Origin of the sequence: Promicromonospora sukumoe (assembly GCF_014137995.1) — a bacterium.
GTDB classification, from domain to species: domain Bacteria; phylum Actinomycetota; class Actinomycetes; order Actinomycetales; family Cellulomonadaceae; genus Promicromonospora; species Promicromonospora sukumoe.
Genome location: NZ_JACGWV010000001.1, coordinates 1944275 through 1967898 on the forward strand (window position 1 = coordinate 1944275; position 23624 = coordinate 1967898).

A 23624-nucleotide genomic window follows, 5' to 3' on the forward strand; every position below is an offset into this window, starting at 1 on the left:
GGGTGTGGGCGAGCCGTAGTCGATGTACATACCGCGGGGTCCTCCACTCGAACGGTGAAGTGGCGGCCGTGGCAGCACCGCCCGGCCACGGCGTATCGACGCCACAGGCCTTGAGCACGCATGTCTCCGATTTCCCATTCAGGAAATGTTCATCCTTGTTCATCATGCGTGCCTTGCGGTGACTTTGCCCGTGCTGACATCGAATTCACCCGGAGGCGGCGGAGGGGCTATCGGTCTCGCCCCGTGAATCGGGTGCTCAGAGCCCAGATCACCAGCACGTCGAAGGCGATAATGATTGAGCTCCATATCGGGTAATAAGGCAGGAATGCAAAATTCGCCAGGCTCGCCAGGCTTGCGAGAATGATTCCTACGACAAAGGCCCAGGTTCGTCCGGTCAGGACGCCGATACCCGCCGCGAGCGCCACGACGCCCAGGGCGATGTGTATCCAGCCCCAGGTGGCGACGTCGAGCGCGTACACGTACTCGACGCCGGCCACGTACAGGGTGTCCTCGGCCACGGCCGAGATCCCCTGCATCACCTGGAACAGGGATGCCAGGATCAGCATGGACCCGGCGAAGCCAGCCGGGCTGGGCGCCGTCGGCGGCGGGCCGTAGCTCGCGACAGGGGTCATCCCGGGGTAGGGATCGGACCCGGGGGGCGGAGCGCTGGTCATGGTCGCTCCTCGCCTTTCCGGACGTATCTCAGTCCTCGCCGAAGACCTCGCGGAGTGCGGTCTCCTGCTCGGCGCTGAGGTTGGTGAAGATGAGCTCGGGCGTCTCCTGGCCGGCGAGCGCGTCGCGGACCTTGTCGATGACCGCGTCGGAGGACATGAGGAAGAGCGCCGAGGTCCCGGGGGTGATCTCGTCGCGGACGCGGTTGATGAAGCCGTCGTCGATCCCCACGTCGGTGAGCGCGCCGCTCAGCGCGCCGGTCGCGGCGCCGATGGCGGCACCGAGCAGGGGGACGAAGAAGAGGAGGCCGAAGAGCATCCCCCAGAAGGACCCGCCGAGGGCTCCCGCTCCGGTCGTGGAGTTGAGCTGCTTGGTCTTGGGCTTCTTCGCACCTTCCTCCCAGCGCACGGTGGCGGCGTCGCGGACCGTGATGAGGTTCTCCCGAGCGAGCTGCTGGATCGTCGTGGACGCGGTCTCCGCGCCTTCCGCGGTCTTGAACTTCCAGACTGTCAGCGTTGCCTGAGCCATGTGCTTCTCCTTCTGTGATCACGCGTGGTGGATTTCACCCCGCACACTCCTGTGTCGGTGGGCGGTCGCCCTCACCCGTTCTTGGTGAACCCGTCCTCTTCGTCGTGCCGGCCGTTGCGGACGGCGTCGTCGAGCGACGAGAACAGCTCGGGCTCTCCTTCTGCCTCGATGCGGGCAAGCACGTCGCGGACCTGGCCGATCCCCTCGGCGAGGGCCAGGTCGCCGCCGTCCCGCCGGAGGTCGGCGCGCAGCTGGACGAGCATCGCAGCGGCGGTCACGTCGATCGAGGGCGTCGAGCGTCCGTCCAGCACGACGAGGCGCAGCTCGGGCGTCGAGGCCGCGAGCTGACGCACCCGTGAGCGGACGTACTCGGCGTTCGCGAAGATCAGGGGACCTTCGACCCGGGCGACGAGCACCCCGGGCACGGTGGGGTAGTCCGGGTTGCGGCCCGAGTCCACCCATGGCCGGTCCATCTCGTCACCCACGGGGGCCAGGACCGCCACGCGGGGGCGCGAGGTCCTGGCCAGCAGCAGGACGAGGGACACCGCGATGCCGATGACCAGGCCGGGCAGCGTGTCGAAGACGAGGACACCCAGCAGGGCCGCACCGGCGGCCATGAAGTCGGCGCGGGCGGTGACCTGGTAGACACGTGCCAGGCGGCTGGTCCGCACCCGCCACAGGCGGCGCAGCGAACGGATGTCGACCAGCTCGACGACGGCGGCCACGACGACGGCGGACAGCGTCGCCAGGGGCAGCTGCTCGAAGATGCCGGTCAGGAAGAGCAGGGTCACCACGGTCAGCGCGGCTGCTGTCAACGCCGAGATCTGGGAGCGCGCCCCGGCGCCGGCGTTGACCGCCGTCTTGGACAGGCTCCCGTTGACGACCATGCCGGAGACGAAGCCGGAGCCGAGGTTCGACAGCCCGAGGCCGACCAGCTCACGGTTGGGGTCGACGTCGTAACCCCACCTCGCGGCGTAGGTCTTGGCTGCCCCGAGGCCCTCGGCGAAGCCGATGAGCATCAGGCCGACCGCGCCGCCGAGCAGCTCCGCGAACTGGGCGGCTGTCACGTCCGGGACGCCGACCTGGGGCAGGCCCGCATCGATGTGGCCGACGACGGCCAGCCCCTGGTCGCTCAGGCCGAACAGGATGGTCGCGCCTATCGCCAGCAGCACGACGACGAGCGAGCTCGGCAGGAACGGCATGGTGCGGCGCACCAGCACCAGTGCGGCCAGGCTCGCGAGCCCGACCGTGATCGTGAGCCCGTCGATGTCGCCGAGCTGGCCCAGCAGCGCCCAGGTCTTCTCGAAGAAGCTGCCGGAGCCGCCTTCGACCCCGATGAGGTCGGGCACCTGGCCGACGATGATGGTCAGTGCGAGGCCGATGATGAAGCCCTTGAGGACCGGTTCCGAGATGAAGGCGGCGAGGAAGCCGAGGCGGAGCAGGCCCGCCAGGATCGCGACGATGCCCGTGGCCAGGGCGAGCGCCGTGGTCAGGGCCACCGGGTCGCCGTCGCTGCCCGCGACGCTCGCCACGATGCCTGCGGACAGGGCGGCGGTGGCCGACATCGGCGCGACCACGAGCTGCCGCGAGCTGCCCGCGAGCGCGTAGAGGGCCAGCGCGGGCACGGCCGCGTAGAGGCCGACGACGGGCGGGACTCCCGCGATCGTCGCGTACGCGAGCGCCTCCGGGACGAGCACCGCCCACACGGCGAGCCCGGCGACGACATCGGGACGGAGCCACGAGCGCTGGAAACCGGAGAACGACGGCCCGACGAATCTGGCCACGGGAGCCTGCCTCTCGGTCGGGGGCAGCTGCTGACTGCGTGACCGTAGGCAGTACCCGGAGGGTGAACGTCACCCGTAAGGGGTGACAGCCAGGGGTGCCCAGGGAGCCGAAGGTCGCGGGATGGGGGAGATGCTGCTGGCACTGGTGCCCGAGGTCGTCGGCCTGGCGGTGAGCAGGATCATCGCGGCGGACCGGTCGCCGTCGTCGTAGGGGGGCGAGCGCGGAGCCCGCGGCCAGGGCGTCCGCGCTCGTCGTGGTGACGACCATCAGCCGGGTCGAGCTGGTCAGGCCGGCGAGGATGTCGTCGCGCAGGTGTCTACGGCGCGGCAGTACCTCCGCGGTCTCCTCCCGGCCTGGTCATTCGCGGGCCAGCGCCGCGGCCGCCTCCCGCTCGAGGTCGAGGTACTGCTCCGCGCTCACGTCGACCCCGACGCCCAGGATCGTGCCGCCGGTGAACCGGAACGGTGCCTGGTACAGGCGGCTGACGGGGTCGGCGCTGTCGTACCCGACGCAGAGGCCGTCGCCACACAGGGTGAACTTGCCCACCTGCGCGCGCATCGGCGCCTCGGCCACGACCTCCTCCCCGACGAAGAGCCGGGCCCGGCCCACGGACTCGCCGTGGTCGCCCGCCGACTCCCGCAGGAACTCCACGCCCAGCACGGCCTTGCCCGGTTCGAGCACGTCCGAGGTCAGGACCTGCTCGGGCTGGATGCCGAGGAAGTTGTAGACGTAGTGCAGCCGGTGGTCCTTGACGAAGAGCGTGTGCCCGCCGAAGCGTGACCCGTGCGCGAAGAGGACGCCCTCGGCATCGGGGGTGAGGTCGACGTCGGCCACGATCTTGTAGGAGCGGCCGCGGATGTTGACTGCGACGCCCTCCGGGACGGGCGCCGCGTCCGGGTAGTAGACGTACCTGCTGCGGGGCGGCTCGGCCTGCGGGCGGTCGACGGTGAGCTGCTCGACGGCGGACCGGTCGTCCAGGGGCAGCACGTTGTTGCGCTCCGCCTCCTCGAACCAGGCGGCGATCAGCTCGCGCAGCTTCTCGGGATGCTCGGCGGCCAGGTCGTGCGCCTCGGCGCGGTCCTCGTCGACGTGGTAGAGCTCCCAGGCGTCCTGGTCGAACCGGCCGTGCCCGCTGATCGGGGCGTGGACCGCCGCGGCCTTCCATCCGTCCTTCCAGATGGCCCGGGTGCCGAGCATGGCGTAGTACTGGCGGTCCTTCGTGGTGGGCGCGTCGCCGTCGTCGAAGCTGTAGCGCATCGACACCCCGTTCAGCGGGTGCTGCGGGACGCCGCGGTAGGTGTCGGGCATCTCGACCCCGGTCACGTCCAGGATGGTCGCCACGACGTCGGTCGCGTGGTGGTACTGGTGGCGCACCGCCCCGCGCGCCCTGATCCCGGCCGGCCAGTGGACGACCATCGGGTCGCAGGTGCCGCCCGAGTACTGGGCGTACCTCTTGAACATCTGGAACGGCGTGGAGAACGCGGCCGCCCAGCCCGTGGGGTAGTGGTTGTAGGTCTCCGGGCTGCCCAGGGAGTCCAGGTACCCCAGGTTCTCCGCGAGGTCGTCGGGGTAGCCGTTGAAGAACTTGTTCTCGTTGACCGACCCGTTGGGGCTGCCCTCGCCGGAGGCGCCGTTGTCGGCGCAGTAGAGGATCAGCGTGTTCTCCAGCTGCCCGGTCTGCTCGAGGTAGTCGACCACGCGGCCGATCTGCACGTCCGTGTACTCGGAGAAGCCCGCGAACACCTCGGCCATCCTGCTGAACAGGCGCTTCTCGTCGTCGCTCAGCTCCGCCCAGGGCCGCACGTGGTCGGCCGGGTTGGCGGCGTCCGCCGGCAGCGGGTCCAGCGGCGTGAGGTCGGTGCCCTCGGGCACGATGCCGCGCTCGATCATCCGGGCCAGCACCCACTCGCGGTAGGCCTCGTAGCCGTCGTCGAACATCCCGCGGTACTTCTCGATGTACTCCTGGGGTGCCTGGTGTGGTGCGTGGTTGGCCCCCGGGCAGTACCACATGAACCACGGCTTCGACGGGTTGGACGAGTTCTGGTCGCGGAGCATCCGGATCGCCTGGTCGGCCAGGTCCTTGGAGAGGTGGTAGCCCTCCTCGGGGGTGTAGGGCGGCTCGATGAACCGGTTGTCCTCCACCAGGTCGGGGTACCACTGGTTGGTCTCGCCGCCGAGGTACCCGTAGAAGCGGTCGAAACCCTTCTGCAGGGGCCACTCGGAGCGGCTGCCTCCGCTCGCGATGTCCTCCTCGGGCACGTTGTGGTCCTTGCCCAGCCAAAAGGTGGACCAGCCGTTGTCCTGGAGCACCTGGCCGATGGTGGCGCACTCCGCGGGCAGGCGACCGGCCGCTCCGGGGAACCCGTTGGTGGCCTCCATGATGGCCGCGCAGCGGTTGACGTGGTGGTTGCGGCCGGTGAGGAAGACCGAACGGGTGGGGGAGCACAGCGCCGTCGTGTGCCACTGCGAGTAGGTCAGACCGCCTGCCGCCAGCCGGTCGAGGGTCGGCATCGCGATGCGTCCCCCGTAGGTGGACCACGCGGCCATGCCGGTGTCGTCGTAGAGGATCACCAGGACGTTCGGCGATCCCTCCGGCGCCTTCTTCAGCTCGTAGGGGGCCCAGTCCGGGACGGAGTCCCGCACGTCCAGCTCGATACGACCGTTGAACTGCTCCACCATGTTCTCCACCTCATTGTTGGTGACGACGACTGCCGGAGACGATCCGAGGTTGGTGCGACCACATGAGCCGGCACGCCGGCCGGCCAGGGTCATCCTTCGCAGCCCGGCTGCCGCAGCGGGTCACCTAGATCGGGTGACGCTGGGGCCCCCTCCGGTTCGTAGGTTCGCGACCTGGCAGGTCAGGTTCGTCCGGAAGGGGCACAGATGGGTGCGGCAACAGGCCAGTCCTTGCCGGTGGCGGTGGGCGTGCTCCTCAGCCCGCTGCCGATCGTGGCCGTGGTGCTGATGCTCACGAGCGAGCGGGCGCGCGCCAACGCGTCGGCCTTCGTCGTCTCGTGGTTCGTCGCGGTGCTCGCCGCGGTCGCCGCCGTCGCCTTCCTGGCGGCGGGTACGGCCTCCGACGACGGCGACCCGGCCGCGTGGACGGGCTGGCTCAAGATCGTCCTCGGGATCCTGCTGCTCGTTGTCGGCGTCCGGCAGTTCTTGGGCCGGCCGGGGGCCGGCGTGGAGCCGCCGGCGCCGAGGTGGATGGCGGCGATCGACCACTTCACTCCGGCGAGGTCAGCCGGCCTGGCGGTCCTGCTGGTCGTGGTCAACCCGAAGAACCTGCTCCTGGTGGTGTCGGGAGGGGTGGCCATCGCGTCCGCCACGGAGTCCACGGGACCTACGGTGATCGCCTCGCTGGTGTTCGCGCTGGTGGCCACCATCGGTGTCGCGGTGCCGGTCGCCATCTATGTCGCGATGGGTGCTCGGGCCGCACGGATCCTGCGCGGGCTGGAGGCATGGATGGTCCACAACAACGCCGTGATCATGGCCGTCCTGCTACTGATCCTCGGGACGAAGATCCTGGGGGACGGCATCGCCACGCTGTAAGGGGGTTCGCCGCGGGTCCGTCGGTGACCGATCGCGGCGTCGGCACAGCGAGTTCGATCCACGGTCGGCTCGCCGGCGGTGGGGGCTCGAGGTAGGGCTCTTGCCTTCGCAGGTCACGCCGCCCTCGCGATCAGGTAAGGGCGTGACGATACCTGCCAAGTCCCCCTCCGGACACTCTTTCCCCGCTGTGACCAGCGGGTTTGTCGAGCAGACGAACGCCGAGTACCTCGTAGAGGTCTCGGCGTTCTTTGTTTGTGGCGCGGGTTGCTCGGCCGGGCGATGGCCTAGACCCCAGCCGCCCGGACTCCGCCGTGACTCCCTGTCTCCGGGCGCGATGAAGGCGCTGCGGTGAAGAGGCGGTCCAGATGCTGGTTGATGGCAGCCAGTGCGGCCCGGGGGTCGATCACCTCAAGCTCGAGCAGGGGGGTGAATCCGGTCAGCGCGATCACGAGGTCTGTCTCGATGTCCGGGTCTCGGTCCGGGGCGATGTGGCCCTGCGTGATCGCCTGCCGGATGAGGCGCTCGACCATTGCTCGACCGTCACGGAGCCCGCGGCTCGCCTGCTCGAGCAGTTCCGGGTCGCGGAGGAAGCGGGAATCGGCAGCACCCATGCGCACGCGGACATGGTCTTCACGTGGTCACGGACCGTGTGACGGCTACCTCGTCCCGGGTGAAGTCGGGTTGGTCCGCGCCGCGCTACGCTGCGGCTCGCGACCGATACCGTGCTTGCCCCCTGACGCTCGCCACATCCAGCCCGACGCTCGCAGGAACGGACCCCATGAACTCTCTTCTGTACGAAGGCGCATTGCAGGTCGTGCCGCTGCTCCTCATTGCGCTCTTCCTCGACAGGCGCATCACCAACGACGCAACGACCGAGCGCTCCCGACGGCTTCAGCGGTGGTCCAGCAAGTTCTCGCTGGTCCTGAATGCGGTGGCATTCCTCGTGTCATTGTTCATCGTCGCGGGTGTCATCTCGGCCAGCTCGCTCACCGTCTCGGTCGTCATCTCGGCTGTCGCCGGATCCATCGGCCTGCTGTGCGGGCAGATCTGGCAGCGCATCGACGAGGAGCCGCGAGCACCCTCGCGGTGAACCGCGACCGTCACTCGTCGACGGGTGTGGACGCATCGAGCACGTCCGCCTCTGCGCGGAGGGTGGACTCGGCGCGTGGGAGGGCTTCGCGGTGACGTGGGAGGTGGAACCGTTCCTCGGCGTCACTGGAGTTGCCGGTGATGTCTATGAGGAGGTCACGGGTCATACGCTCGACACCGATGAAGCTCCGGCGGAAGGTGACGATGCCATCGATCTGCATGTCGCTGATGAATGTATTGGCGATGGCCGGAAACCGGCCGCGGGGTCGACGCGTGGCGCGCGCCGCTCGAAGCCACCATCAGCTCTGCAGGCGCCGGGGTCGTGCCTCATCCGTGACACCCGTACGTTCGGGCGCTAGCGGAGCCTCAGATCGCGGCTGGCTTCTGAGTAGCCGGATTCCGGGGAGGGTCACTGCTCCTTGCGCGGGGGCGATACGGCGTTGATCCTCTTGCCGCTCAGTCGTCGAAGATAAACCCGTCCGCGTCGGCTGCAGCGACCAGGCTCCGCATCCTGCTGCTGTCCATGGCGACGCCAGCCATCAGCTCGCCCAACGCTTCGAGTGCGGCTTGGTCCTCGCCGTAGGCGCAGAACATGTCGCCTTCCGGGTCGTAGTTGAACCGGTTCTCGAGTGACGGGTCCTCGGTAGCGACCAGCCTGCGTGCGACGCCCTCCCAGAAGTATCCGTTCGGTTCGTGCCCGAGTTCCTCGACGAGTGCGTCGACCGGTGTCGTCCCGGCGTGCAGCAGCAACGAGAACCTCCCGGGAGTGGTCTCGAGCAACTTCGGTACCGTCATGTGCCGGAACCTAGCACCGGTGACCGACATCGCCGCCGGTCGTCATCCGCACGTGAAGGGTCCGCTCTTGGAGACGTTCCTGTCGAGAGTCCGCGTGCGCCGAGCGTTCTGAAGGGTGGGCCAGGAGCGCGAGCGGCGAATCGCAGTTCCGCAGGTCACGCCGCCCTCGCGATCAGGTAAGGGCGTGACGGTACCTGCCAAGTCCCCCGCCGGACACCAGCGAAAAGGCAGGCTCACTCGTCGTGAGCCTGCTTTTGTCGTTCTGGCGACCTAATGAGGCCCTCCGTAATCCGTGCGTCCTGGGGCCGCCGCAACATGTACGTCCCGGCTCCGTCGCCAGGCCCGGTCAGGACCCCGCTACCAGCACCGCAGCCCCGTGCACGCGGTCCGCGGCGAGGTCGCGCAGTGCGACGTCGGCCTGGTCCATCCGGTAGGTCGTGACCGTCGCCCTGATGCCCAGCCGGGTGGCGAGCCGTAGCAGCTCCGCGCCGTCGGACCGGGTGTTGGCGGTGACGCTCGTGAGCGTGCGTTCACGGAAGAGATGCCTCTGGTAGTTCAGTGAAGGGACGTCGGTCAGGTGGATCCCCGCGAGCGCGAGGGTGCCGCCCCGGTCGAGCGCGGAGAGCGCCACCGGTACCAGCTCGCCCGCGGGCGCGAACACGATGGCCGAGTCCAGTGGTACCGGGGGTGCGTCGGCCGCGGCCCCGGCGGAGGCGGCACCCAGCTCGAGTGCCAGGGCGCGCGCGTCCTCGTCGCGGGTGAGCACGTGCAGCTCGGCGCCCTGTGCCAAGGCGATCTGAGCGGTGATGTGCGCGCTGGCTCCGAACCCGTAGATGCCGAGCCGTCCGCCGGGCGGAACGGCGGCCCGCCGCAGTGCTCGGTAGCCGATGATGCCCGCGCACAGCAGCGGGGCGACCTGGACGTCGGGCAGGTCGGGCAGCGGGTAGACGTACGCGGCCGGCGCCGTCACGTGGTCGGCGTAGCCGCCGTCGGCGTCCCAGCCCGTGTAGGTGGAGGCCGGGCACAGGTTCTCGGCACCGCGGCGGCACCAGGTGCACTCGCCGCAGGTCGACCGGAGCCAGGCGATACCCACGCGTTCACCTACCGTGCGGCCGTGCACGCGTGTGCCGACCTGCTCGACCACGCCCACCACCTCGTGGCCGGGGACGACGGGCGACCGGTGGGGTGGGAGGTCGCCGTCGACCACGTGCAGGTCGGTGCGGCACACACCGCAGGCGAGCACCCTGACCAGCACCTCCTCGTCGGCGGGTACCGGTAGCGGTAGCTCGGTGTGCGTCAGTGTCCCGTCGACTCGTGTCTGCCAGGCCCACATCGCTCGGCCCTCCTGGTCGTCGGGTGTGCGTCCTCCGGTTCTCCATCGTCCCTCCGTCGCGCGCCGGCCACCGTGAGACGCACGGTGGACTCATGGGGCACGAGGCACGTGCCCGAGCCGACGCCGGCCGGAATGGCGGTCCCGACCGTCACGGGTCGCTCCGCCGGGCCATCCTGGAGGAGGGGCGGGCGCGCACATCGTGGTCGGGAGGCGCCGTGGAACCCAGCATCCTGTCGTACGAGGGCTTCGACCCCGCCGCCGAGGGCCTGCGCGAGGCCCTGTGCACCGTGGGGAACGGGTACGTGGCCACGCGGGGCGCCGCCCCGGAGTCGACGGCGGACGGCGTGCACTACCCCGGCACCTACTTCGCCGGCTGCTACGACCGGCTCACGTCCACCGTGGCGGGGCGCGAGGTGGAGAACGAGGACCTGGTCAACGCCCCGAGCTGGCTGCCGCTGCGGTTCAGGACGCCCGGGCAGGACTGGCTGAGCCTCGACCGGTCGGAGGTGCTGGAGCACCGGCAGGACCTCGACACCCGGCGCGGCGTCCTGACCCGCCGCACCCGGTTCCGCGACCCGGTGGGCCGGGTGCTGGCCGTCACACAGCGGCGCCTCGTCTCGATGCACGACCCGCACGCGGCCGCCCTGGAGACCACGTTCGTCGCGGAGAACTGGTCCGGGCCGCTCGACGTCCGCGCGAGCCTCGACGGCCGGGTCACCACCTCGGGGGTGGCCCGCTACCGGGACCTGGACGGGCGCCACCTGGTGCCCGTCGCGCAGGGCTACGACCCGGCCGACGGCGTCGCCTGGCTCCAGGTCCGCACCGCGACGTCGCAGGTCCGGATCGCGCAGGCGGCCGTGCTCGTCCTCACGGGCACGCGCACGGGCACGGAAGGCCCGGTTCCCGGCACCGCCGAGCAGACCGCGGGGGAGTCGGCGGTCCTGACCCGGCTGGACCTGGTCCGGGGTGTGCCCGTGACCGTCGAGAAGCGCGTGGCGCTGTACACCTCGCAGGACCGGGCGATCTCCGAGTCCCTGGTCGCCGCGCGCGAGCATGCCGCCCGCCTCCCGTCCTTCGGCCGGCTCCTCGCCGACCACGCCGCCGCGTGGGAGCGGCTGTGGCGCGCGAGCGCCGTCGTCGTGCCGGGGCAGCCGCAGCAGGCGCTGGACCTGTACGTCTTCCACCTGCTGCAGACCCTGTCCGAGCACACCGCGCAGCTCGACGTGGGCATGCCGGCCCGCGGCCTGCACGGCGAGGCCTATCGCGGGCACGTGTTCTGGGACGAGCTGTTCGTCTTCCCGTTCCTGCTGCTCGGCTTCCCGCGCGTGGCCCGGTCGCTGCTGATGTACCGGTGGCGGCGCCTCCCGCGCGCCCGGCGGGCGGCAGCGGACGCGGGATACCGCGGGGCCATGTACCCGTGGCAGAGCGGCAGCGACGGCCGGGACGAGACGCAGCGGGTGCACCTCAACCCGGTGTCCGGCCGGTGGGTCGACGACCACTCGCACCTCCAGCGGCACGTGGGTATCGCGGTGGCGCACGACGTGTGGCAGTACTACCAGGCCACGGGCGACGTCGCGTTCCTGCACGGCTACGGCGCCGAGATGCTCGTCGAGATCGCGCGGTTCTGGTGCAGCCTGGCGACCTACGACAAAGCCGACGACCGGTACGACCTGCGTGGCGTGATGGGCCCGGACGAGTACCACGACGCCTACCCGGGCGCCGGGCGGCCCGGCATCGACAACAACGCGTACACCAACGTCATGGTCACCCGGGTCCTGCGGTACGCCCTGGACGCCCTGGCCCTGCTGCCCGACGACGAGCGTGCCGCCCTGCGCCGCCGGCTCGCGCTGGGGGACGACGAGACGGACCTCTTCGAACGGGTCGCCCGGCGGATGCGGGTGGTGTTCCATGGCGACGGGGTGATCAGCCAGTTCGAGGGGTACGACCGGCTTGCGGAGCTGGACTGGCCGGCGTACCGCGCCCGGTACGGAAGCATCCGGCGGCTGGACCGCGTCCTGGAGGCAGAGGGCGACTCCGTGAACCGGTACCGGGCGTCCAAACAGGCGGACGTGCTGATGCTGGTCTTCCTGCTGGGGGAGCGGGGGCTGCTCGACGCGCTCGCGGCGCTCGGGTACCCGTTCGACGCCGCCGCGCTGGACCGCACCGTGCGCTACTACCTGGCGCGCACCAGCCACGGGTCCACCCTGAGCGCCGTGGTCCACGCCTGGGTCCTGGCCAGCCGCGACCCGGAGGCGTCGTGGCAGTTCTTCCGCGAGGTACTGGACAGTGACATCGCCGACGTCCAGGGCGGCACCACCGCCGAGGGCGTGCACCTGGGCGCGATGGCCGGTGCCGTCGACCTGGTCCAGCGCTGCTACCCGGGCCTGGACCTCACCGGCGACGTGCTCCGGCTGGCACCCCGGCTGCCCGCCGAGATCGGTGAGCTGCGGTTCCGGCTGCGCTACCGCGACCACTGGGGCATCGACGTCCGGTGCGCCCACGACCGCGTCCGCATCGGCCTGGCCGCGTCCCGGCAGCCGCCGATCACCGTGGCGGTCGACGGCGTCGAACGCACCCTGGCGCCCGGCGAGACCTGGGAGCCGGCGCGTCAGCCGCTGCGAGCAGGACGGCGAGCATGAGGGGGCTGACGCGGTACCCGGCGATCACGGCGACCGCCGTCGTGCTCGCGACGGTGCTCGTCCTGCAGGCCCGCGGCGAGCCCGCCACCGCGCGGTGGGTCGCGACGGCCTGGGTGGCCGGGTTCATCGTGTGGACGCTCATGGGCATGGTGCGTGACGTGCTGCGTGGCCACGTGGGGCTCGACGTCCTCGCGGTCGTGGCGATGGTCGCGACCCTGGCGGTCCAGGAATACGTGGCGTCGCTGGTCATCGTGCTGATGCTCGCGGGCGGCGAGGCGCTGGAGGACTTCGCCGCGCGGCGGGCCCGGCGGGACCTGACGGCGCTGCTCGACCGGTCGCCCCGTACCGCGCACCTGCTCGCCGGCGGCGACGTGCCCGTCGACGACGTCGCCGTCGGGGACGTGCTCCTGGTGCGCCCCGGCGAGATCGTGCCGGTCGACGGCGCGCTGCTGACGGCTGGCACGTTCGACGAGTCGTCGCTCACCGGTGAGAGCCTGCCGGTGAGCCGCGAGACCGGGGACGAGGTGCTGTCCGGCGCCGTGAACGGCACCCGCGCGGTCCGGCTGCGGGCGGCGCGCCGCAGCTCGGACAGCCAGTACCAGCAGATCGTGGCGCTGGTCGCGGCGGCCCAGGAGTCCCGGGCCCCCGTGGTGCGGCTCGCGGACCGGTTCGCGGTGCCCTTCACCGCGGTGTCGCTGGTGCTGGCGGGTGCGGCGTGGACGATCTCGGGGGACCCCGTGCGGTTCGCCGAGGTGCTGGTGCTCGCCACCCCGTGCCCGCTGCTCATCGCCGCGCCGGTCGCGTTCCTCAGCGGCCTGTCCCGCGCCGCGGGGCTCGGGGTGATCATGAAGGGCGGCACGGTCGTCGAGCAGCTCGCGCGCCTGCGGTCCGCGGCGTTCGACAAGACCGGCACGCTCACCCAGGGCCGGCCCGACCTGGTCGCGGTGCGCCCCGCGACGGGGTTCGCGGCCGACGACGTGCTGCGGCTCGCGGCCTCGGCCGAGCAGTACTCGTCGCACGTCTTCGCCGACAGCGTCCGCCGGGCCGCCGCCGCGCGCGGCCTCGACCTCCTCGCCGCCGACGACGCCGAGGAGGTGGCAACCCGTGGCGTCGCGGCCAGGGTCGCCGGGCGCAGCGTCGTCGTCGGCAAGCCCGCCTACGTGCGATCGGTCGCCCCGGACACGTCCGACGCGGTGCTGGGCCCCGGCCAGGCCGCCGCCTACGTCGCGGTCGACGGGCGGTTCGCCGGCGTCGTCGTCCTCGCCGACGACCCGCGGCCCGAGTCCGCCGCCGTCGTGTCGTGGCTCCGCGCGAACGGCGTCGAGCACGTCACGATGCTGACCGGGGACGCCCGGGCCACCGCGGAGTCCGTCGCGGGGCAGGTGGGCATCGACGACGTACGGGCCGAGCTGCTGCCCGGCGAGAAGGTACGGATCGCGGCCGGACTGGCCCCGCGCCCGCTGATGATGGTCGGCGACGGCGTCAACGACGCTCCCGTGCTGGCGGCGTCCGACGTCGGCGTCGCCATGGGCGCGCGCGGCGCGACCGCCGCCGGGGACGCCGCCGACGTGGTGCTGCTCGTCGACTCCCTCGGCCGGCTCGTCGACGCCGTGTCCGTGGGCCGGCACACCCTGCGCACGGCCCTGAGCGCCATCTGGCTCGGCATCGGGCTGAGCATCGCCCCCATGATCGTCGCGATGACCGGCGCCATCCCCGCCGTGACCGGTGCGCTCGTCCAGGAGCTGGTCGACCTGGCCACCATCCTGTACGCCCTGCGCGCGCTCGGCGGGCCGCCCAGCGGGCTCCCCGCCACGGAGGGCGCCCCGAGGCTCCGCTGAGCGGGGGTGGCCGGTGGTGGTCGCGATCATCTCTCCGGAGGCTGGGAAGGCCTTGACCCCGACGCGGCGTCATAGTCTGGGGTGGGCGCATGAAACGGATCAGCTCTTTCTATCTGGCCTCGTTCGGCACCTCGATCTTGGGCAACTCGATCACCGCCATCGCCCTGCCGCTGCTGGTGCTGTTCACCACCGGCAGCCCTCTCGGCGCGGGCGCCGTCGCGATCGCTGCCGCACTACCGGCGGCGGTCGCGGGGCTGCTCATGGGCTCGCTCGTCGACCGGATCAACCGTCGCACAGCGGCCATCCTCTCCGACGTCATCTCGGCCGTGGCGCTGCTGGTCCTGCCGGTCGTTCACCTCACGATCGGGCTGAACCTGGGCTGGTTCGTCGCGGTGGCCGTCCTGAGCTCTTTCGGCGACGTGCCGGGCATCACCGCACGCGAGGCGATGCTGCCGGCGATCGCCAGGGCGGCGGGGCTGCCCGCCTCGCGACTCATCGGCCTACGCGAGTCCCTGTCCGGGGCGGCACTGCTGCTGGGCCCGGCGGTCGCGGGCATCCTGGTCGCAGCCCTCGAACCGGTCATGGTGCTGTGGATCACCTCCGGCCTGGCGGCGCTGGCGGCACTGCTCACCCTCGTCATCCCCGCGCGAGCGACAGTGCTTGCGGCCGGGCCTGGAACGATTCCTGCGGCTCGGCCCACGAGGTCGATGTTCGACGGCCTGGTCACCATCTTCCGCTCGCCGATACTGCGTGGACTGGTCCTGCTGGGACTGGCTCTGGGGACCGTACTGGCGGCGACGCAAGGCATGGTGATCCCGGTTCACTTCGCTCTGCAGGGCGAGCCCCAGTTCGTCGGGTTCGTGCTCAGCGCGCTCGCCGCAGGTCTGCTCGTCGGTGGCGGCGGCTTCGCTGCTCTGGGCCACCGGGTCCCGCACCACGTCTGGTTCATCGCGGGACTCGTCCTCGTCGCGGTGGGCTTCCTGAGCATCGGCGCCCTCGGCCCGGTGTGGTCGATCTTCGTCGGCGCCGCGATCGTCGGCCTCGGCGGCGGCTGCATGAACGCCGTGATCGGACTGGCGTTCGTCGAGAACGTCCCCGACTCCCAGCGCGGCACGGTGCTGGGCACGCAGAACGCCATCATGACCTTGGTCCCCGCAGGAGGAATCGGCATCGCCGCCCTGCTCATCGAAGTCGGCGGCCTGACCCTGGCGACCACGGTTCTCTCGGCGCTGTGGATCCTCGCAGCCATCGGCGCTCTGCTCACACCCCGCCTCCGTCGCCTGGGCCGGGACCAGGGCTGACGCCCCTCGCTCGATCGAACAACGTGTCGACGCCGAAGGATCGAGACGGACCCGTGCAGATCTACCGCACCTCCGTTCGCGGGTGCGCAACCTGGGCCTGCTAGGTTTCACCCGGCCGGGAGGTTTCCGGCATTCGTGCAAGAAGCGCGCGACCCCCATCAACGAGAGGCCTTCTTTCGTCATGCCCGCAATCGACCACTTCACCTTCGGGTTCCTGACCCCCGTCCTGGCGTACGCCATCTCGTGCACCGGCGCGGCGACGGGGCTGGCGTGCACCTCGCGGGCACGTGCCGCCACCGCTGGTGCGCGAGCGGTATGGCTCGTCCTGGGAGCCGTCGCCCTGGGCGGTACCGGGATCTGGGTGATGCACTTCGTCGCCATGCTCGGCTTCTCCGCCTCCGGCGTCGAGATCCGCTACGACATCCCGCAGACGCTGCTCAGCGCCGCGGTTGCCATCGTGATGGTCGGTGCGGGCCTGTTCATCACCGAGCTGGGGAAGCGCAAGCTGCCCGCGTTGATCTCCGGCGGGGTCCTGGCGGGTGTCGGAGTCGCTGCCATGCACTACATGGGCATGGCGGCGATGGAGATGTCGGCGGAGATCGCCTACGACTTCACCTACGTCGCGGCGTCGGTCGCCGTCGCCGTCGTCGCTGCCACCGCGGCGCTGTGGTGCACGGTCCACATCCGCGGCACGCTCGCGACGACCGTCGCGACACTGGTCATGGGGATCGCGGTGACCGGTATGCACTACACCGGCATGGCCGGCGTCTCCGTCGTCAACCCGGTCGACAGTGTGCCGGCCGGCGCGTCGACCATGCAGCTGCTCGTCCCGCTCGTGATGGCGGTCAGCGTCGTCACGTTCCTCCTCATCCTCGGCATCGGCCTGTGGCCCACCGAGGACGAGCTCCGTGACCAGATGGCCCTCGAGACCCGGCTCAAGGACCAGCAGCAGGTGGCTGGCGAGGCCAGTGGTGTCCAGGACAGCAAGCCACTGCGTACCTCCCAGCTGAGCGGTGCGCCCCGGCCCTACTGAGCCCTCCCGTCAGGGCGGGGCCGGGACGCGTCTTCGCAGCTCATGCCTTCTCAGCGCACATCCGCACGCATGTTTCGGAGCAGGCCGACGGCAGCGGGGACGGCCACCCAGGCCGCCAGCCCGGTGAGGAACCGACCCAGGTCGCCGGGGTCGATCCCGTCGGCGAAGCCCGACACCGCCGCGCTGTCGAGCCACGGCAGGACCGGCACCAGCGCCGGGACGTTCGCCAGCAGGCCGGCCGCCATCGGCCACACCAGCACGAGCACGATCGCCGTCGGCGCGTTGCCGATCGCCAGGCCCAGCGCCCACCCGGACAGCGCGCCGACGACCGTGCCGGCCGCCCAGCTGGTCAGTTCGGCCCCTTCGACCGTCCAGCTCGCCTCGACGCCCGTCACCAGGGCTCCGACCGGCACGATCACGGCCGCGGCCACGACGGCGAACACGACGAGCAGGAGGGCGAGCGCGGCTGCGGCGACCGCCTTGGCGATCGCCACCCGCTCGCGGCGCGGTGTCACGACGTACGTGACCAGCGTAGTACGGTGGCTGCGTTCCGCGGTGACCAGGAGGATCGCCATCACGGTGACGAGGGTCCCGCCCGGCACCCCCGCCAGCTGGGCCACCTCGGAGAACGAGACGCCCTCGCGGACGATCAGCGCACCGCCGCCGAACACCCCGGCGAGGAGCGCTCCGACACCGATCAGCACGACACCCGTCACGGTGTCGACGAGCTTGCGCAGCTCCACGAGGCAGAGCCGGGCGGTCATGCTGCGGTCCGTCGGGCGCGAGCGGACGCGGCCCGGTCCGCGCCGCCGGTCAGCGCGAAGTAGTGGTCGGCGACCGTGCCGTGCGCGGCGCGCAGGTCCGCCGTCGCACCGGTGCTCAGGATCCGTCCGGCGCCGATGATCACGAGGTGGTCGGCCACCTGCTCGACCTCGGTGAGCTGATGGCTCGACAACAGCACGGTGACGCCTCGCCCGGCCTGGTCCCGGAGCAGCTCGGCGAGCCAGCGCTGACCCTGCGGGTCGAGCCCGTTGGCGGGCTCGTCGAGGACGAGCACGTCCGGCTCACCGAGCAGCGCGTGGGCCAGGCCGAGCCGTTGGCGCATCCCGAGGGAGTAACCGCGTAGCCGCTGTCGTCCCTCGCGCCGGCTCAGGCCCACCAGGTCCAGCACCTCGTCGGCCCGGCGGCGGGGGAGACCGAGCGTGAGGCAGGTGAGCGTCAGGGTCTCGCGTCCGGTGCGGCCCGGGTGGAAGGCCTCCGCGTCGAGCAGGGCGCCGACGGTCGCCGCCGGCCGTGCCAGGGACCGGTAGAGGCGTCCGCCGATCGTGGCCTGTCCGCTGTCCGCCTGCGCCAGGCCCACGAGGATCCACAGGGCCGTGGACTTGCCGGCGCCGTTCGGGCCGAGGAAGCCGGTGACCGCCCCCGCCGGAGCCTGGAGGTCCACCGCGTCGAGCACCACGTTCCCGTGGTAGGTCTTGGTCACACCGTCGAATCTGATCATGGCGTTACTGCATCACCGCCTGCCGGCCGCCCACATCGACCGGCGGGCCGGGCCTGGCCGGCCGATGGGCCGGCGAGATCGAGCCGAAGGTCGCTGGGGCCCGCGCGCGGCGATTCCTAGACTTGCCCGGTGACCTCTCCCCAGCGCGCCGTGGCCGTGCGCTCCTCGGCTCCGGACCACGCCGCGTCGTCCCGCGCCGTCGTCGGCTGGCTCGCGGTGGTGGGGCTGTGGCTCTACTACCTGACCCCGGTGCTGGTCCGTCTGCCGCAGGTCTCCTGGCCGTTGGTGGCGCTCGTCGTCGGCAGCGGGACGGTGGGGGTGGTCGCCGTCCTGCTCCACCGTCGGCACCCTCTCGTCGCGGTGGTCGTGTCCGGGGCGACGCTGCTGGTTTCTCCGGCGGCCCTGGGCGCCGTGGTCTGGTGCCAGGCGTCGCTCGCGCGCCGGGAACGCCGGGGCCTGGCGATCGTCACCGGCGCAGGCATCGTCGCCGCGAAGCTCGTCGGGCTGCTCGTCCTGGCAGGCGACGAGCGCTGGGGTGCCGCCTCGACGTTCGAGCTCACCCTGGCCGTGGCCGGGACCGCCCTGGCGACGGTGACCGGCTGGCTGGTCACGAGTCGCACGGCGGAGAGGCGGCAGTGGTCGGCGGCGGCCCTTGCCCGGCGCGAGGCCGACGAGGCCCGGCTCGAGCAGGCTCGTATGGCCGAGCGGGAGCGCATCGCGCGGGAGATGCACGACGTCCTGGCTCATCGCCTGTCGCTCGTCGCGCTCAACGCGGGTGCGCTGGCCTACCGTACGGACCTCGACTCCGACACGGCCCGGGAGACGGCCGCGCTGATCCAGTCGGGTGCGCGGCAGTCCCTGGCCGACCTCCGGACGGTGCTCGGCACGTTGCGCCAGGCGCCGGGCGAGCCGCCCGGGCCGCCGCAGCCCACCCTGCTCGAGCTGCCTGTCCTGATCGCAGAGGCCGAGGACTCGGGCCAGTCGATCGACCACCTGGTCACGGATACCGGGTCGGTACCGCAGTACGTGAGCCGGCAGGCGTACCGGATCGTGCAGGAAGCGCTGACCAACGCCCGCAAGCACGCACCCGGTGAGCCGGTCACCGTGCGGGTCGCGCACGCAGGCCACGAGGTGCGGATCCGGGTCAGCAACCCGGTTCTCGGCGTAGGCACCGGCACCGGCACCGGCACCGGCACCGGCACCGACGGCGTGCGGCCGGGCTACGGCCTGGTCGGCGTGGCCGAGCGGGCGGCGGGCGTCGACGGTATGGTCCGCCACGAGGTCGTCGACGGCACGTTCGTCCTGGACGCGACCCTGCCTACCCGGGAAGCCCCGTGACCGCACCCGACACGACCGGCCCCGTCTCGGTGCTCCTGGTCGACGACGACCCCATGGTGCGCAGGGGCCTGCGCCTCGTCCTGGGTGGCGACCCCGGCCTGACGATCGTCGGCGAGGCCGGCGACGGCGCCGAGGGGATGGCGCAGATCCAGCGGCTGGACCCGGACGTGGTGCTGCTCGACATCCGGATGCCGGTGCTCGACGGGCTGGCGGTGCTCGCCCGCCTACGGGATCGCGGGCGCCCTGGCCCCCGTGTGGTCGTGCTCACGACCTTCCACACCGATGACGACGTCCTGGCCGCCCTCGCCGACGGCGCGGCCGGATTCCTGCTCAAGGACGCCGATCCGCTCGAGATGATCGCCGCGGTCAAGGCGGTGCACCGCGGTGACCCCGCGCTGTCGCCCGCCGTCGCGACGACGGTGATCGCCGCGGCCGCCGGACGCCGCCGAGTGGACCCCGAGGTGGCCCGGGCCGCCGCGGCGCTGACCGGCCGGGAGCGCGAGGCCGCCGTGCTGATGGCCCGCGGGCTGTCGAACGCCGAGATCGGGACTCGCATGCACCTCAGTCTCGCGACGGTGAAGGCCAACCTCACCAGGGTGTTCGCCAAGCTCGCCGTCGACAACCGGGTGTCGGCGGCGATGGCCGTCCGGGACGCAGGGCTCCTCGACGAGGTCTAGCCGAGGCTCGGTCGTGCGCCGTCGGCTCCCACGTCAGGCCCCCGGGCCCCCGTCCGGGTCCGACGGCAGCTCCAGCCGGCGCAGCCGCACGTAGGAACCGGCCATGTGCTCCTCGACGGCCTTCCGGGCCCGCGCGGGGTCGCCCTCGCCGAGCACCGTCCGCAGCTCCTGGTGCTCCGCGTACCCGACGGTGGGGAAGTCCGGGAAGTTGGCGTTGCGCGTGTGGAGGAAGAACGCCACCTGGCTGCGGAGCGAGGTCCACACCCGGCGCAGCCGCGCGTGGTCGGCGGCGTCGTAGATGACGTCGTGGAAGGCGAGGTCCAGGCGCACGGCCTCCTGCGGCTGGATGGTGCCGGAGCTCGCCCGCATCGCCTCCAGGATGCGGTCCATCTCGGCGAGGTGGTCGCTCGTCAGCCGCGTCGCCGCCCGCTCCGCGGCTAGCGCCTCGATGGCGGCGCGCAGGCTGTGCACCTCGTCGACGTCCTCCTGGGTCAGGACGCTGACGAAGGCGCCGCGGTGCCGGCGGATCTCCACCTGTCCCTCGGCCTCGAGGGTGGCGAGTGCCTCGCGGATCGGCCCGCGGCTCACGTCGAGTGCGGCGGCGAGCTCGGACTCGCGCAGGTGCTCGCCCGGGCGGAGCGTGCCGGTGGCGATCTGTTCCCGGATCACGCCCACCACGTAGTCGGCGAGGGTGGGCCGCGGTGCCGTCCCGAGCGGATTCATCTGGGGCTCTCCTGTCGTCACGTCTCTATCGTTCCACCGCTGCGCGGCCCGGTCGTCGGACGACACGGGCGTACGGAGCAGGCATGCCTGGGCAATCGGTTAATTGTTAGTTGTTGACAATCTACCGCACCGGGCCCTAGCGTCGGTCACCGGTCGTCGACGAGGACGACCTGGCCTAGCGGCCACCGGGAACCTGAGAGGCGTGGGTGAACGTGACCTCGAGCGTGAACATCAACCCTGGTATCGGCGTCGACGTGGAATTTCCGCGCTCGGCACCCAGCGACCCGAGCGCGCCGCACGTGCGGCAGGCCCGCGTCCGGGTCGACGGCGGGAAGGACCGCGGGGCCCTGGCCCGGATCTGGGAGAGCATCGGCTACGACGAGATCAACTGGACCTATACCCCGACCGGCCGCCGGCTGCTGCGGAGCTTCGGCGAGCTGACGGACCGCGGCTACCACGTGCGTCCGCACTACGTGTTCTGCTCCGGGACCGGCTTCGGCATCCCGCACTGGGGCAACGGAAACGTCTACCACGAGGACGCGGACGGCGTCCCGAGCTACGACTTCACCATCGTCGACCAGACGTACGACGCGATCGTCGAGGCGGGGCACCACGTGCTGGTCGAGCTGGCGTTCACGCCGCGCGACATGCTGCCCGACGCCGCCGCTGAGCTCGAGGTGGTGCCCAGCCCCACCGTCTACAGCAACTACGAGGCCGGCGCCTGGTCCTACCCGCCCAAGGACTACGGCCGCTGGGGCGAGCTGATCGCCGCCCACGCGCAGCACTGCCTGGAGCGGTACGGCGAGGAGGAGGTGAACAGCTGGCTCTGGGAGCTGTGGAACGAGCCCGACATCTTCTACTGGCGCGGCACCCCCGAGGAGTTCTACGAGCTCTACTCGGTGACGGCCCGGGCGGTCCGCAGCGTGCTGCCCGACGCCAAGGTCGGCGGGCCGGCGGTGACGGGCTCCGGGGACGATTTCCTGCGCGGCTTCCTCCAGCACACGCGCGACCAGCAGGACCCGATCGACTTCGTGTCGTTCCACACCAAGGGCTCGGCGTTCACGCCGTGGCGCGTTTACGGCCCCACCGGGGGTCCCGCGCCCGAGCAGCAGAGCCCCTCGGCGCACAAGATGCTCTTCGAGATCCGCCGGATGCTCCGGGTGATCGCGGAGTTCGAGGAGTACCGCGGGCTGCCGGCCATCGTGGACGAGTGCGACGCGGGCGTCCCCGCCCACTACAGCGTCTACGACAACGCCAACTTCCAGTTCCAGAACACCGAGTACTACCCGGTGTTCCAGGTCAAGCTGATGAAGAAGATCCTCGACCTCAACGAGACCGAGGACGTGCAGGTCGAGCAGGCCACCTCCTGGAGCTTCTACTTCGAGGGGGAGCGGTACTTCGAGGGCACGCGTGCCTTCCTCACGGCGGGCGGCGTCGAGAAGCCGTTCCTGAACGCCTACCGGCTGCTCGCCCGGCTCGGCGAGCGACGGATCGACGCCGTCTCGGACGCCGCGCACCCGGTCACGCTCCTGGACCAGGCCGAGGGCCGCAGCATGCCGGAGGAGATCGACGCCCTGGCCTCGCGGTCGGCGTCGGGCACCGTCGCGGTGCTCGTGTGGCGGCACACGGACGACCAGTACCAGCGCGACGACGCCGACGCGGCCGTCACGCTCGACGTGACCGGCCTCGATGCCGACGCGTACACGCTCACGCACCACCGGATCGATGTCGAGCACAGCAACTCCCACACGGCCTGGGTGGCGCAGGGTTCCCCGCAGCTGCCCACCGAGGAGCAGCTCGCGGCGATCAAGGCCCGCCAGGGCGTCGAGGAGCTGGAGCCCGCGCGGCGTGTCGAGCCGTCGTCGTCGGCCCTGGAGCTGACCGTCAGTCTGCCGCTGCCGTCGGTGTCGCTGCTCGTGCTGGAACCGGTCCGATGAGCGAGTCCTTCGGCCGTACGGTCACCCTGCGGGACGGCGTCGCCGTCCCGCAGGTGGGCCTCGGCGTGTTCCAGGTGCCCGCCGACGAGGCGCAGGCCGTGGTGGAACAGGCGCTCGAGGGGGGCTACCGGCACATCGACACGGCGGCGGCCTACGTGAACGAGCGCGGTGTCGGCGCGGCCGTGCGGGCCTCGGGCCTGCCGCGTGACGAGCTGTTCGTCACCTCGAAGCTCCGCAACGGGGACCAGGGGTACGACCGGACGCTGCGCGCGTACGACGACTCGTGCGAGCGGCTCGGCCTGGACGCCCTCGACCTGTACCTCATCCACTGGCCCAACCCGTCGGCCGGGCTGTGGCAGGACAGCTGGCGCGCGCTGCAGCGGCTCCGGGCCGAGGGCCGGGTCTCGGCCGTGGGCGTGTCCAACTTCCTGGTGGAGCACCTCGACGAGCTGGCGCGGTTCGCGGACGAGATGCCCGCGATCAACCAGATCGAGTTGCACCCCACCTTCCAGCAGGCCGACGTCGCCGCCGCCTGCCGGGCCCACGGGATCGCCGTCGAGGCGTACTCGCCGCTGGGCCAGGGCGCCGACCTCGGCCACCCCAGCGTCACGGCGATCGCCGACGAGCTCGGTGTGACGCCCGCGCAGGTGATCCTGCGCTGGCACGTCGACCGGGGGCGCGTGGTGATCCCGAAGTCGGTGTCGCCCGTCCGGATGCGGGCCAACGCGTCGCTCGAGGGCGTCGCGCTCACCGCGGACCACCTGGCCGCCATCGACGCCCTGGACTCCGCCGAGCGCATCGGCGGCGACCCGCGGACCTTCTCGATCAGCCAGATCCGCTGACCGAACCCGTTCCACCACCCGGCACGACCCCGACACGACGG

At 71.5% G+C, this 23624-nt stretch carries 21 protein-coding genes; 11 read left to right on the forward strand and 10 right to left on the reverse strand.

What is annotated here, in order from left to right; translation table 11 throughout:
- Positions 1-227: 227 nt before the first annotated feature.
- The 4 genes from FHX71_RS08550 to FHX71_RS08565 all read right to left on the reverse strand — a co-directional run bounded on the left by FHX71_RS08550 (position 228) and on the right by FHX71_RS08565 (position 5664).
- Positions 228-674 carry a DUF7144 family membrane protein gene (locus tag FHX71_RS08550; protein ID WP_246402380.1) on the reverse strand — a complete coding sequence of 149 codons (447 nt, stop codon included), beginning with the start codon at positions 672-674 and terminating at the stop codon, positions 228-230.
- Positions 675-702: 28 nt separating this feature from the next.
- A complete protein-coding gene (locus tag FHX71_RS08555; protein ID WP_182615326.1) occupies positions 703-1200 on the reverse strand; it encodes a DUF1269 domain-containing protein in 498 nt (165 codons plus the stop codon).
- Positions 1201-1271: 71 nt separating this feature from the next.
- Complete coding sequence (locus tag FHX71_RS08560; protein WP_182615328.1) at positions 1272-2984, reverse strand: SulP family inorganic anion transporter; 1713 nt, start codon at positions 2982-2984, stop codon at positions 1272-1274.
- A gap of 358 nt (positions 2985-3342) precedes the next feature.
- Positions 3343-5664: an arylsulfatase gene (locus FHX71_RS08565; RefSeq protein WP_182615330.1), complete on the reverse strand. Its 2322-nt coding sequence runs from the start codon at positions 5662-5664 to the stop codon at positions 3343-3345.
- A 204-nt stretch (positions 5665-5868) separates the two neighbouring features.
- Here FHX71_RS08565 and FHX71_RS08570 point away from each other — a divergent pair, with 204 nt between their 5' ends.
- From FHX71_RS08570 to FHX71_RS08580, 3 genes are all read left to right on the forward strand, one after another.
- The gene (locus tag FHX71_RS08570; RefSeq protein WP_182615332.1) at positions 5869-6537 is read left to right on the forward strand and encodes a GAP family protein; all 669 of its coding nucleotides are present in this window, start codon (positions 5869-5871) and stop codon (positions 6535-6537) included.
- A gap of 365 nt (positions 6538-6902) precedes the next feature.
- Positions 6903-7190 (forward strand): hypothetical protein, encoded by a 288-nt coding sequence (locus FHX71_RS29990; RefSeq protein ID WP_182615334.1) that lies wholly within the window; start codon positions 6903-6905, stop codon positions 7188-7190.
- A 125-nt stretch (positions 7191-7315) separates the two neighbouring features.
- On the forward strand, positions 7316-7627 hold the full coding sequence (locus tag FHX71_RS08580; RefSeq protein ID WP_182615337.1) for a hypothetical protein: 312 nt from the start codon (positions 7316-7318) through the stop codon (positions 7625-7627).
- Between the two features lie 10 nt (positions 7628-7637).
- Here FHX71_RS08580 and FHX71_RS08585 read toward each other — a convergent pair whose 3' ends face one another.
- The 3 genes from FHX71_RS08585 to FHX71_RS08595 form a co-directional block, all read right to left on the reverse strand.
- Positions 7638-7847 carry a hypothetical protein gene (locus FHX71_RS08585; protein ID WP_182615339.1) on the reverse strand — a complete coding sequence of 70 codons (210 nt, stop codon included), beginning with the start codon at positions 7845-7847 and terminating at the stop codon, positions 7638-7640.
- Positions 7848-8082: 235 nt separating this feature from the next.
- Positions 8083-8421 carry an Imm51 family immunity protein gene (locus FHX71_RS08590; RefSeq protein WP_246402382.1) on the reverse strand — a complete coding sequence of 113 codons (339 nt, stop codon included), beginning with the start codon at positions 8419-8421 and terminating at the stop codon, positions 8083-8085.
- A 346-nt stretch (positions 8422-8767) separates the two neighbouring features.
- Positions 8768-9754 carry a zinc-binding alcohol dehydrogenase family protein gene (locus FHX71_RS08595; RefSeq protein ID WP_182615343.1) on the reverse strand — a complete coding sequence of 329 codons (987 nt, stop codon included), beginning with the start codon at positions 9752-9754 and terminating at the stop codon, positions 8768-8770.
- Positions 9755-9969: 215 nt separating this feature from the next.
- Between FHX71_RS08595 and FHX71_RS08600 the strand changes: the two genes are divergently transcribed.
- The 4 genes from FHX71_RS08600 to FHX71_RS08615 all read left to right on the forward strand — a co-directional run bounded on the left by FHX71_RS08600 (position 9970) and on the right by FHX71_RS08615 (position 16565).
- Entirely contained in the window at positions 9970-12393 is a 2424-nt protein-coding gene (locus tag FHX71_RS08600; RefSeq protein WP_312876972.1) for a glycoside hydrolase family 65 protein, read from the forward strand.
- Entirely contained in the window at positions 12390-14231 is a 1842-nt protein-coding gene (locus tag FHX71_RS08605; RefSeq protein ID WP_182615348.1) for a heavy metal translocating P-type ATPase, read from the forward strand. The genes FHX71_RS08600 and FHX71_RS08605 overlap by 4 nt, the downstream gene beginning before the upstream one ends.
- Before the next feature lie 89 nt (positions 14232-14320).
- On the forward strand, positions 14321-15532 hold the full coding sequence (locus FHX71_RS08610; protein ID WP_182615350.1) for an MFS transporter: 1212 nt from the start codon (positions 14321-14323) through the stop codon (positions 15530-15532).
- Between the two features lie 181 nt (positions 15533-15713).
- Positions 15714-16565 (forward strand): MHYT domain-containing protein, encoded by an 852-nt coding sequence (locus FHX71_RS08615; RefSeq protein WP_182615352.1) that lies wholly within the window; start codon positions 15714-15716, stop codon positions 16563-16565.
- 50 nt (positions 16566-16615) lie between these two features.
- Here the strand turns inward: FHX71_RS08615 and FHX71_RS08620 are convergent, their stop codons facing one another.
- Together FHX71_RS08620 and FHX71_RS08625 are read right to left on the reverse strand one after the other, a co-directional pair.
- Positions 16616-17329: a hypothetical protein gene (locus FHX71_RS08620; RefSeq protein WP_182615355.1), complete on the reverse strand. Its 714-nt coding sequence runs from the start codon at positions 17327-17329 to the stop codon at positions 16616-16618.
- Positions 17326-18066 carry an ATP-binding cassette domain-containing protein gene (locus FHX71_RS08625; RefSeq protein ID WP_182615358.1) on the reverse strand — a complete coding sequence of 247 codons (741 nt, stop codon included), beginning with the start codon at positions 18064-18066 and terminating at the stop codon, positions 17326-17328. The genes FHX71_RS08620 and FHX71_RS08625 overlap by 4 nt, the downstream gene beginning before the upstream one ends.
- A 129-nt stretch (positions 18067-18195) precedes the next feature.
- Here FHX71_RS08625 and FHX71_RS29995 point away from each other — a divergent pair, with 129 nt between their 5' ends.
- Together FHX71_RS29995 and FHX71_RS08635 are read left to right on the forward strand one after the other, a co-directional pair.
- A complete protein-coding gene (locus FHX71_RS29995; protein WP_182615360.1) occupies positions 18196-19404 on the forward strand; it encodes a sensor histidine kinase in 1209 nt (402 codons plus the stop codon).
- Positions 19401-20081: a response regulator gene (locus tag FHX71_RS08635; RefSeq protein WP_182615362.1), complete on the forward strand. Its 681-nt coding sequence runs from the start codon at positions 19401-19403 to the stop codon at positions 20079-20081. Before FHX71_RS29995 ends, FHX71_RS08635 begins: the two co-directional genes overlap by 4 nt.
- Before the next feature lie 33 nt (positions 20082-20114).
- On the opposite strand, the gene FHX71_RS08640 is transcribed toward FHX71_RS08635, so the two are convergent.
- Positions 20115-20804: a GntR family transcriptional regulator gene (locus tag FHX71_RS08640; protein ID WP_182615364.1), complete on the reverse strand. Its 690-nt coding sequence runs from the start codon at positions 20802-20804 to the stop codon at positions 20115-20117.
- Positions 20805-21016: 212 nt separating this feature from the next.
- Here FHX71_RS08640 and FHX71_RS08645 point away from each other — a divergent pair, with 212 nt between their 5' ends.
- Both FHX71_RS08645 and FHX71_RS08650 read left to right on the forward strand, forming a co-directional pair.
- Positions 21017-22741 carry a GH39 family glycosyl hydrolase gene (locus FHX71_RS08645; protein WP_312876973.1) on the forward strand — a complete coding sequence of 575 codons (1725 nt, stop codon included), beginning with the start codon at positions 21017-21019 and terminating at the stop codon, positions 22739-22741.
- Positions 22738-23583 carry an aldo/keto reductase gene (locus FHX71_RS08650; protein WP_182615368.1) on the forward strand — a complete coding sequence of 282 codons (846 nt, stop codon included), beginning with the start codon at positions 22738-22740 and terminating at the stop codon, positions 23581-23583. Before FHX71_RS08645 ends, FHX71_RS08650 begins: the two co-directional genes overlap by 4 nt.
- The last annotated feature ends 41 nt before the right edge of the window (positions 23584-23624 follow it).

Coding starts and splice junctions, on each gene's coding strand:
- FHX71_RS08550 (WP_246402380.1), bottom strand. CDS start 674: ATGACCAGCGCTCCGCCCCCCGGGTCCGATCCCTACCCCGGGATGACC.
- FHX71_RS08555 (WP_182615326.1), bottom strand. CDS start 1,200: ATGGCTCAGGCAACGCTGACAGTCTGGAAGTTCAAGACCGCGGAAGGC.
- FHX71_RS08565 (WP_182615330.1), bottom strand. CDS start 5,664: ATGGTGGAGCAGTTCAACGGTCGTATCGAGCTGGACGTGCGGGACTCC.
- FHX71_RS08570 (WP_182615332.1), top strand. CDS start 5,869: ATGGGTGCGGCAACAGGCCAGTCCTTGCCGGTGGCGGTGGGCGTGCTC.
- FHX71_RS29990 (WP_182615334.1), top strand. CDS start 6,903: ATGCTGGTTGATGGCAGCCAGTGCGGCCCGGGGGTCGATCACCTCAAG.
- FHX71_RS08580 (WP_182615337.1), top strand. CDS start 7,316: ATGAACTCTCTTCTGTACGAAGGCGCATTGCAGGTCGTGCCGCTGCTC.
- FHX71_RS08585 (WP_182615339.1), bottom strand. CDS start 7,847: ATGCAGATCGATGGCATCGTCACCTTCCGCCGGAGCTTCATCGGTGTC.
- FHX71_RS08590 (WP_246402382.1), bottom strand. CDS start 8,421: ATGACGGTACCGAAGTTGCTCGAGACCACTCCCGGGAGGTTCTCGTTG.
- FHX71_RS08595 (WP_182615343.1), bottom strand. CDS start 9,754: ATGTGGGCCTGGCAGACACGAGTCGACGGGACACTGACGCACACCGAG.
- FHX71_RS08605 (WP_182615348.1), top strand. CDS start 12,390: ATGAGGGGGCTGACGCGGTACCCGGCGATCACGGCGACCGCCGTCGTG.
- FHX71_RS08610 (WP_182615350.1), top strand. CDS start 14,321: ATGAAACGGATCAGCTCTTTCTATCTGGCCTCGTTCGGCACCTCGATC.
- FHX71_RS08615 (WP_182615352.1), top strand. CDS start 15,714: ATGCCCGCAATCGACCACTTCACCTTCGGGTTCCTGACCCCCGTCCTG.
- FHX71_RS08620 (WP_182615355.1), bottom strand. CDS start 17,329: ATGACCGCCCGGCTCTGCCTCGTGGAGCTGCGCAAGCTCGTCGACACC.
- FHX71_RS08625 (WP_182615358.1), bottom strand. CDS start 18,066: ATGATCAGATTCGACGGTGTGACCAAGACCTACCACGGGAACGTGGTG.
- FHX71_RS08640 (WP_182615364.1), bottom strand. CDS start 20,804: ATGAATCCGCTCGGGACGGCACCGCGGCCCACCCTCGCCGACTACGTG.
- FHX71_RS08650 (WP_182615368.1), top strand. CDS start 22,738: ATGAGCGAGTCCTTCGGCCGTACGGTCACCCTGCGGGACGGCGTCGCC.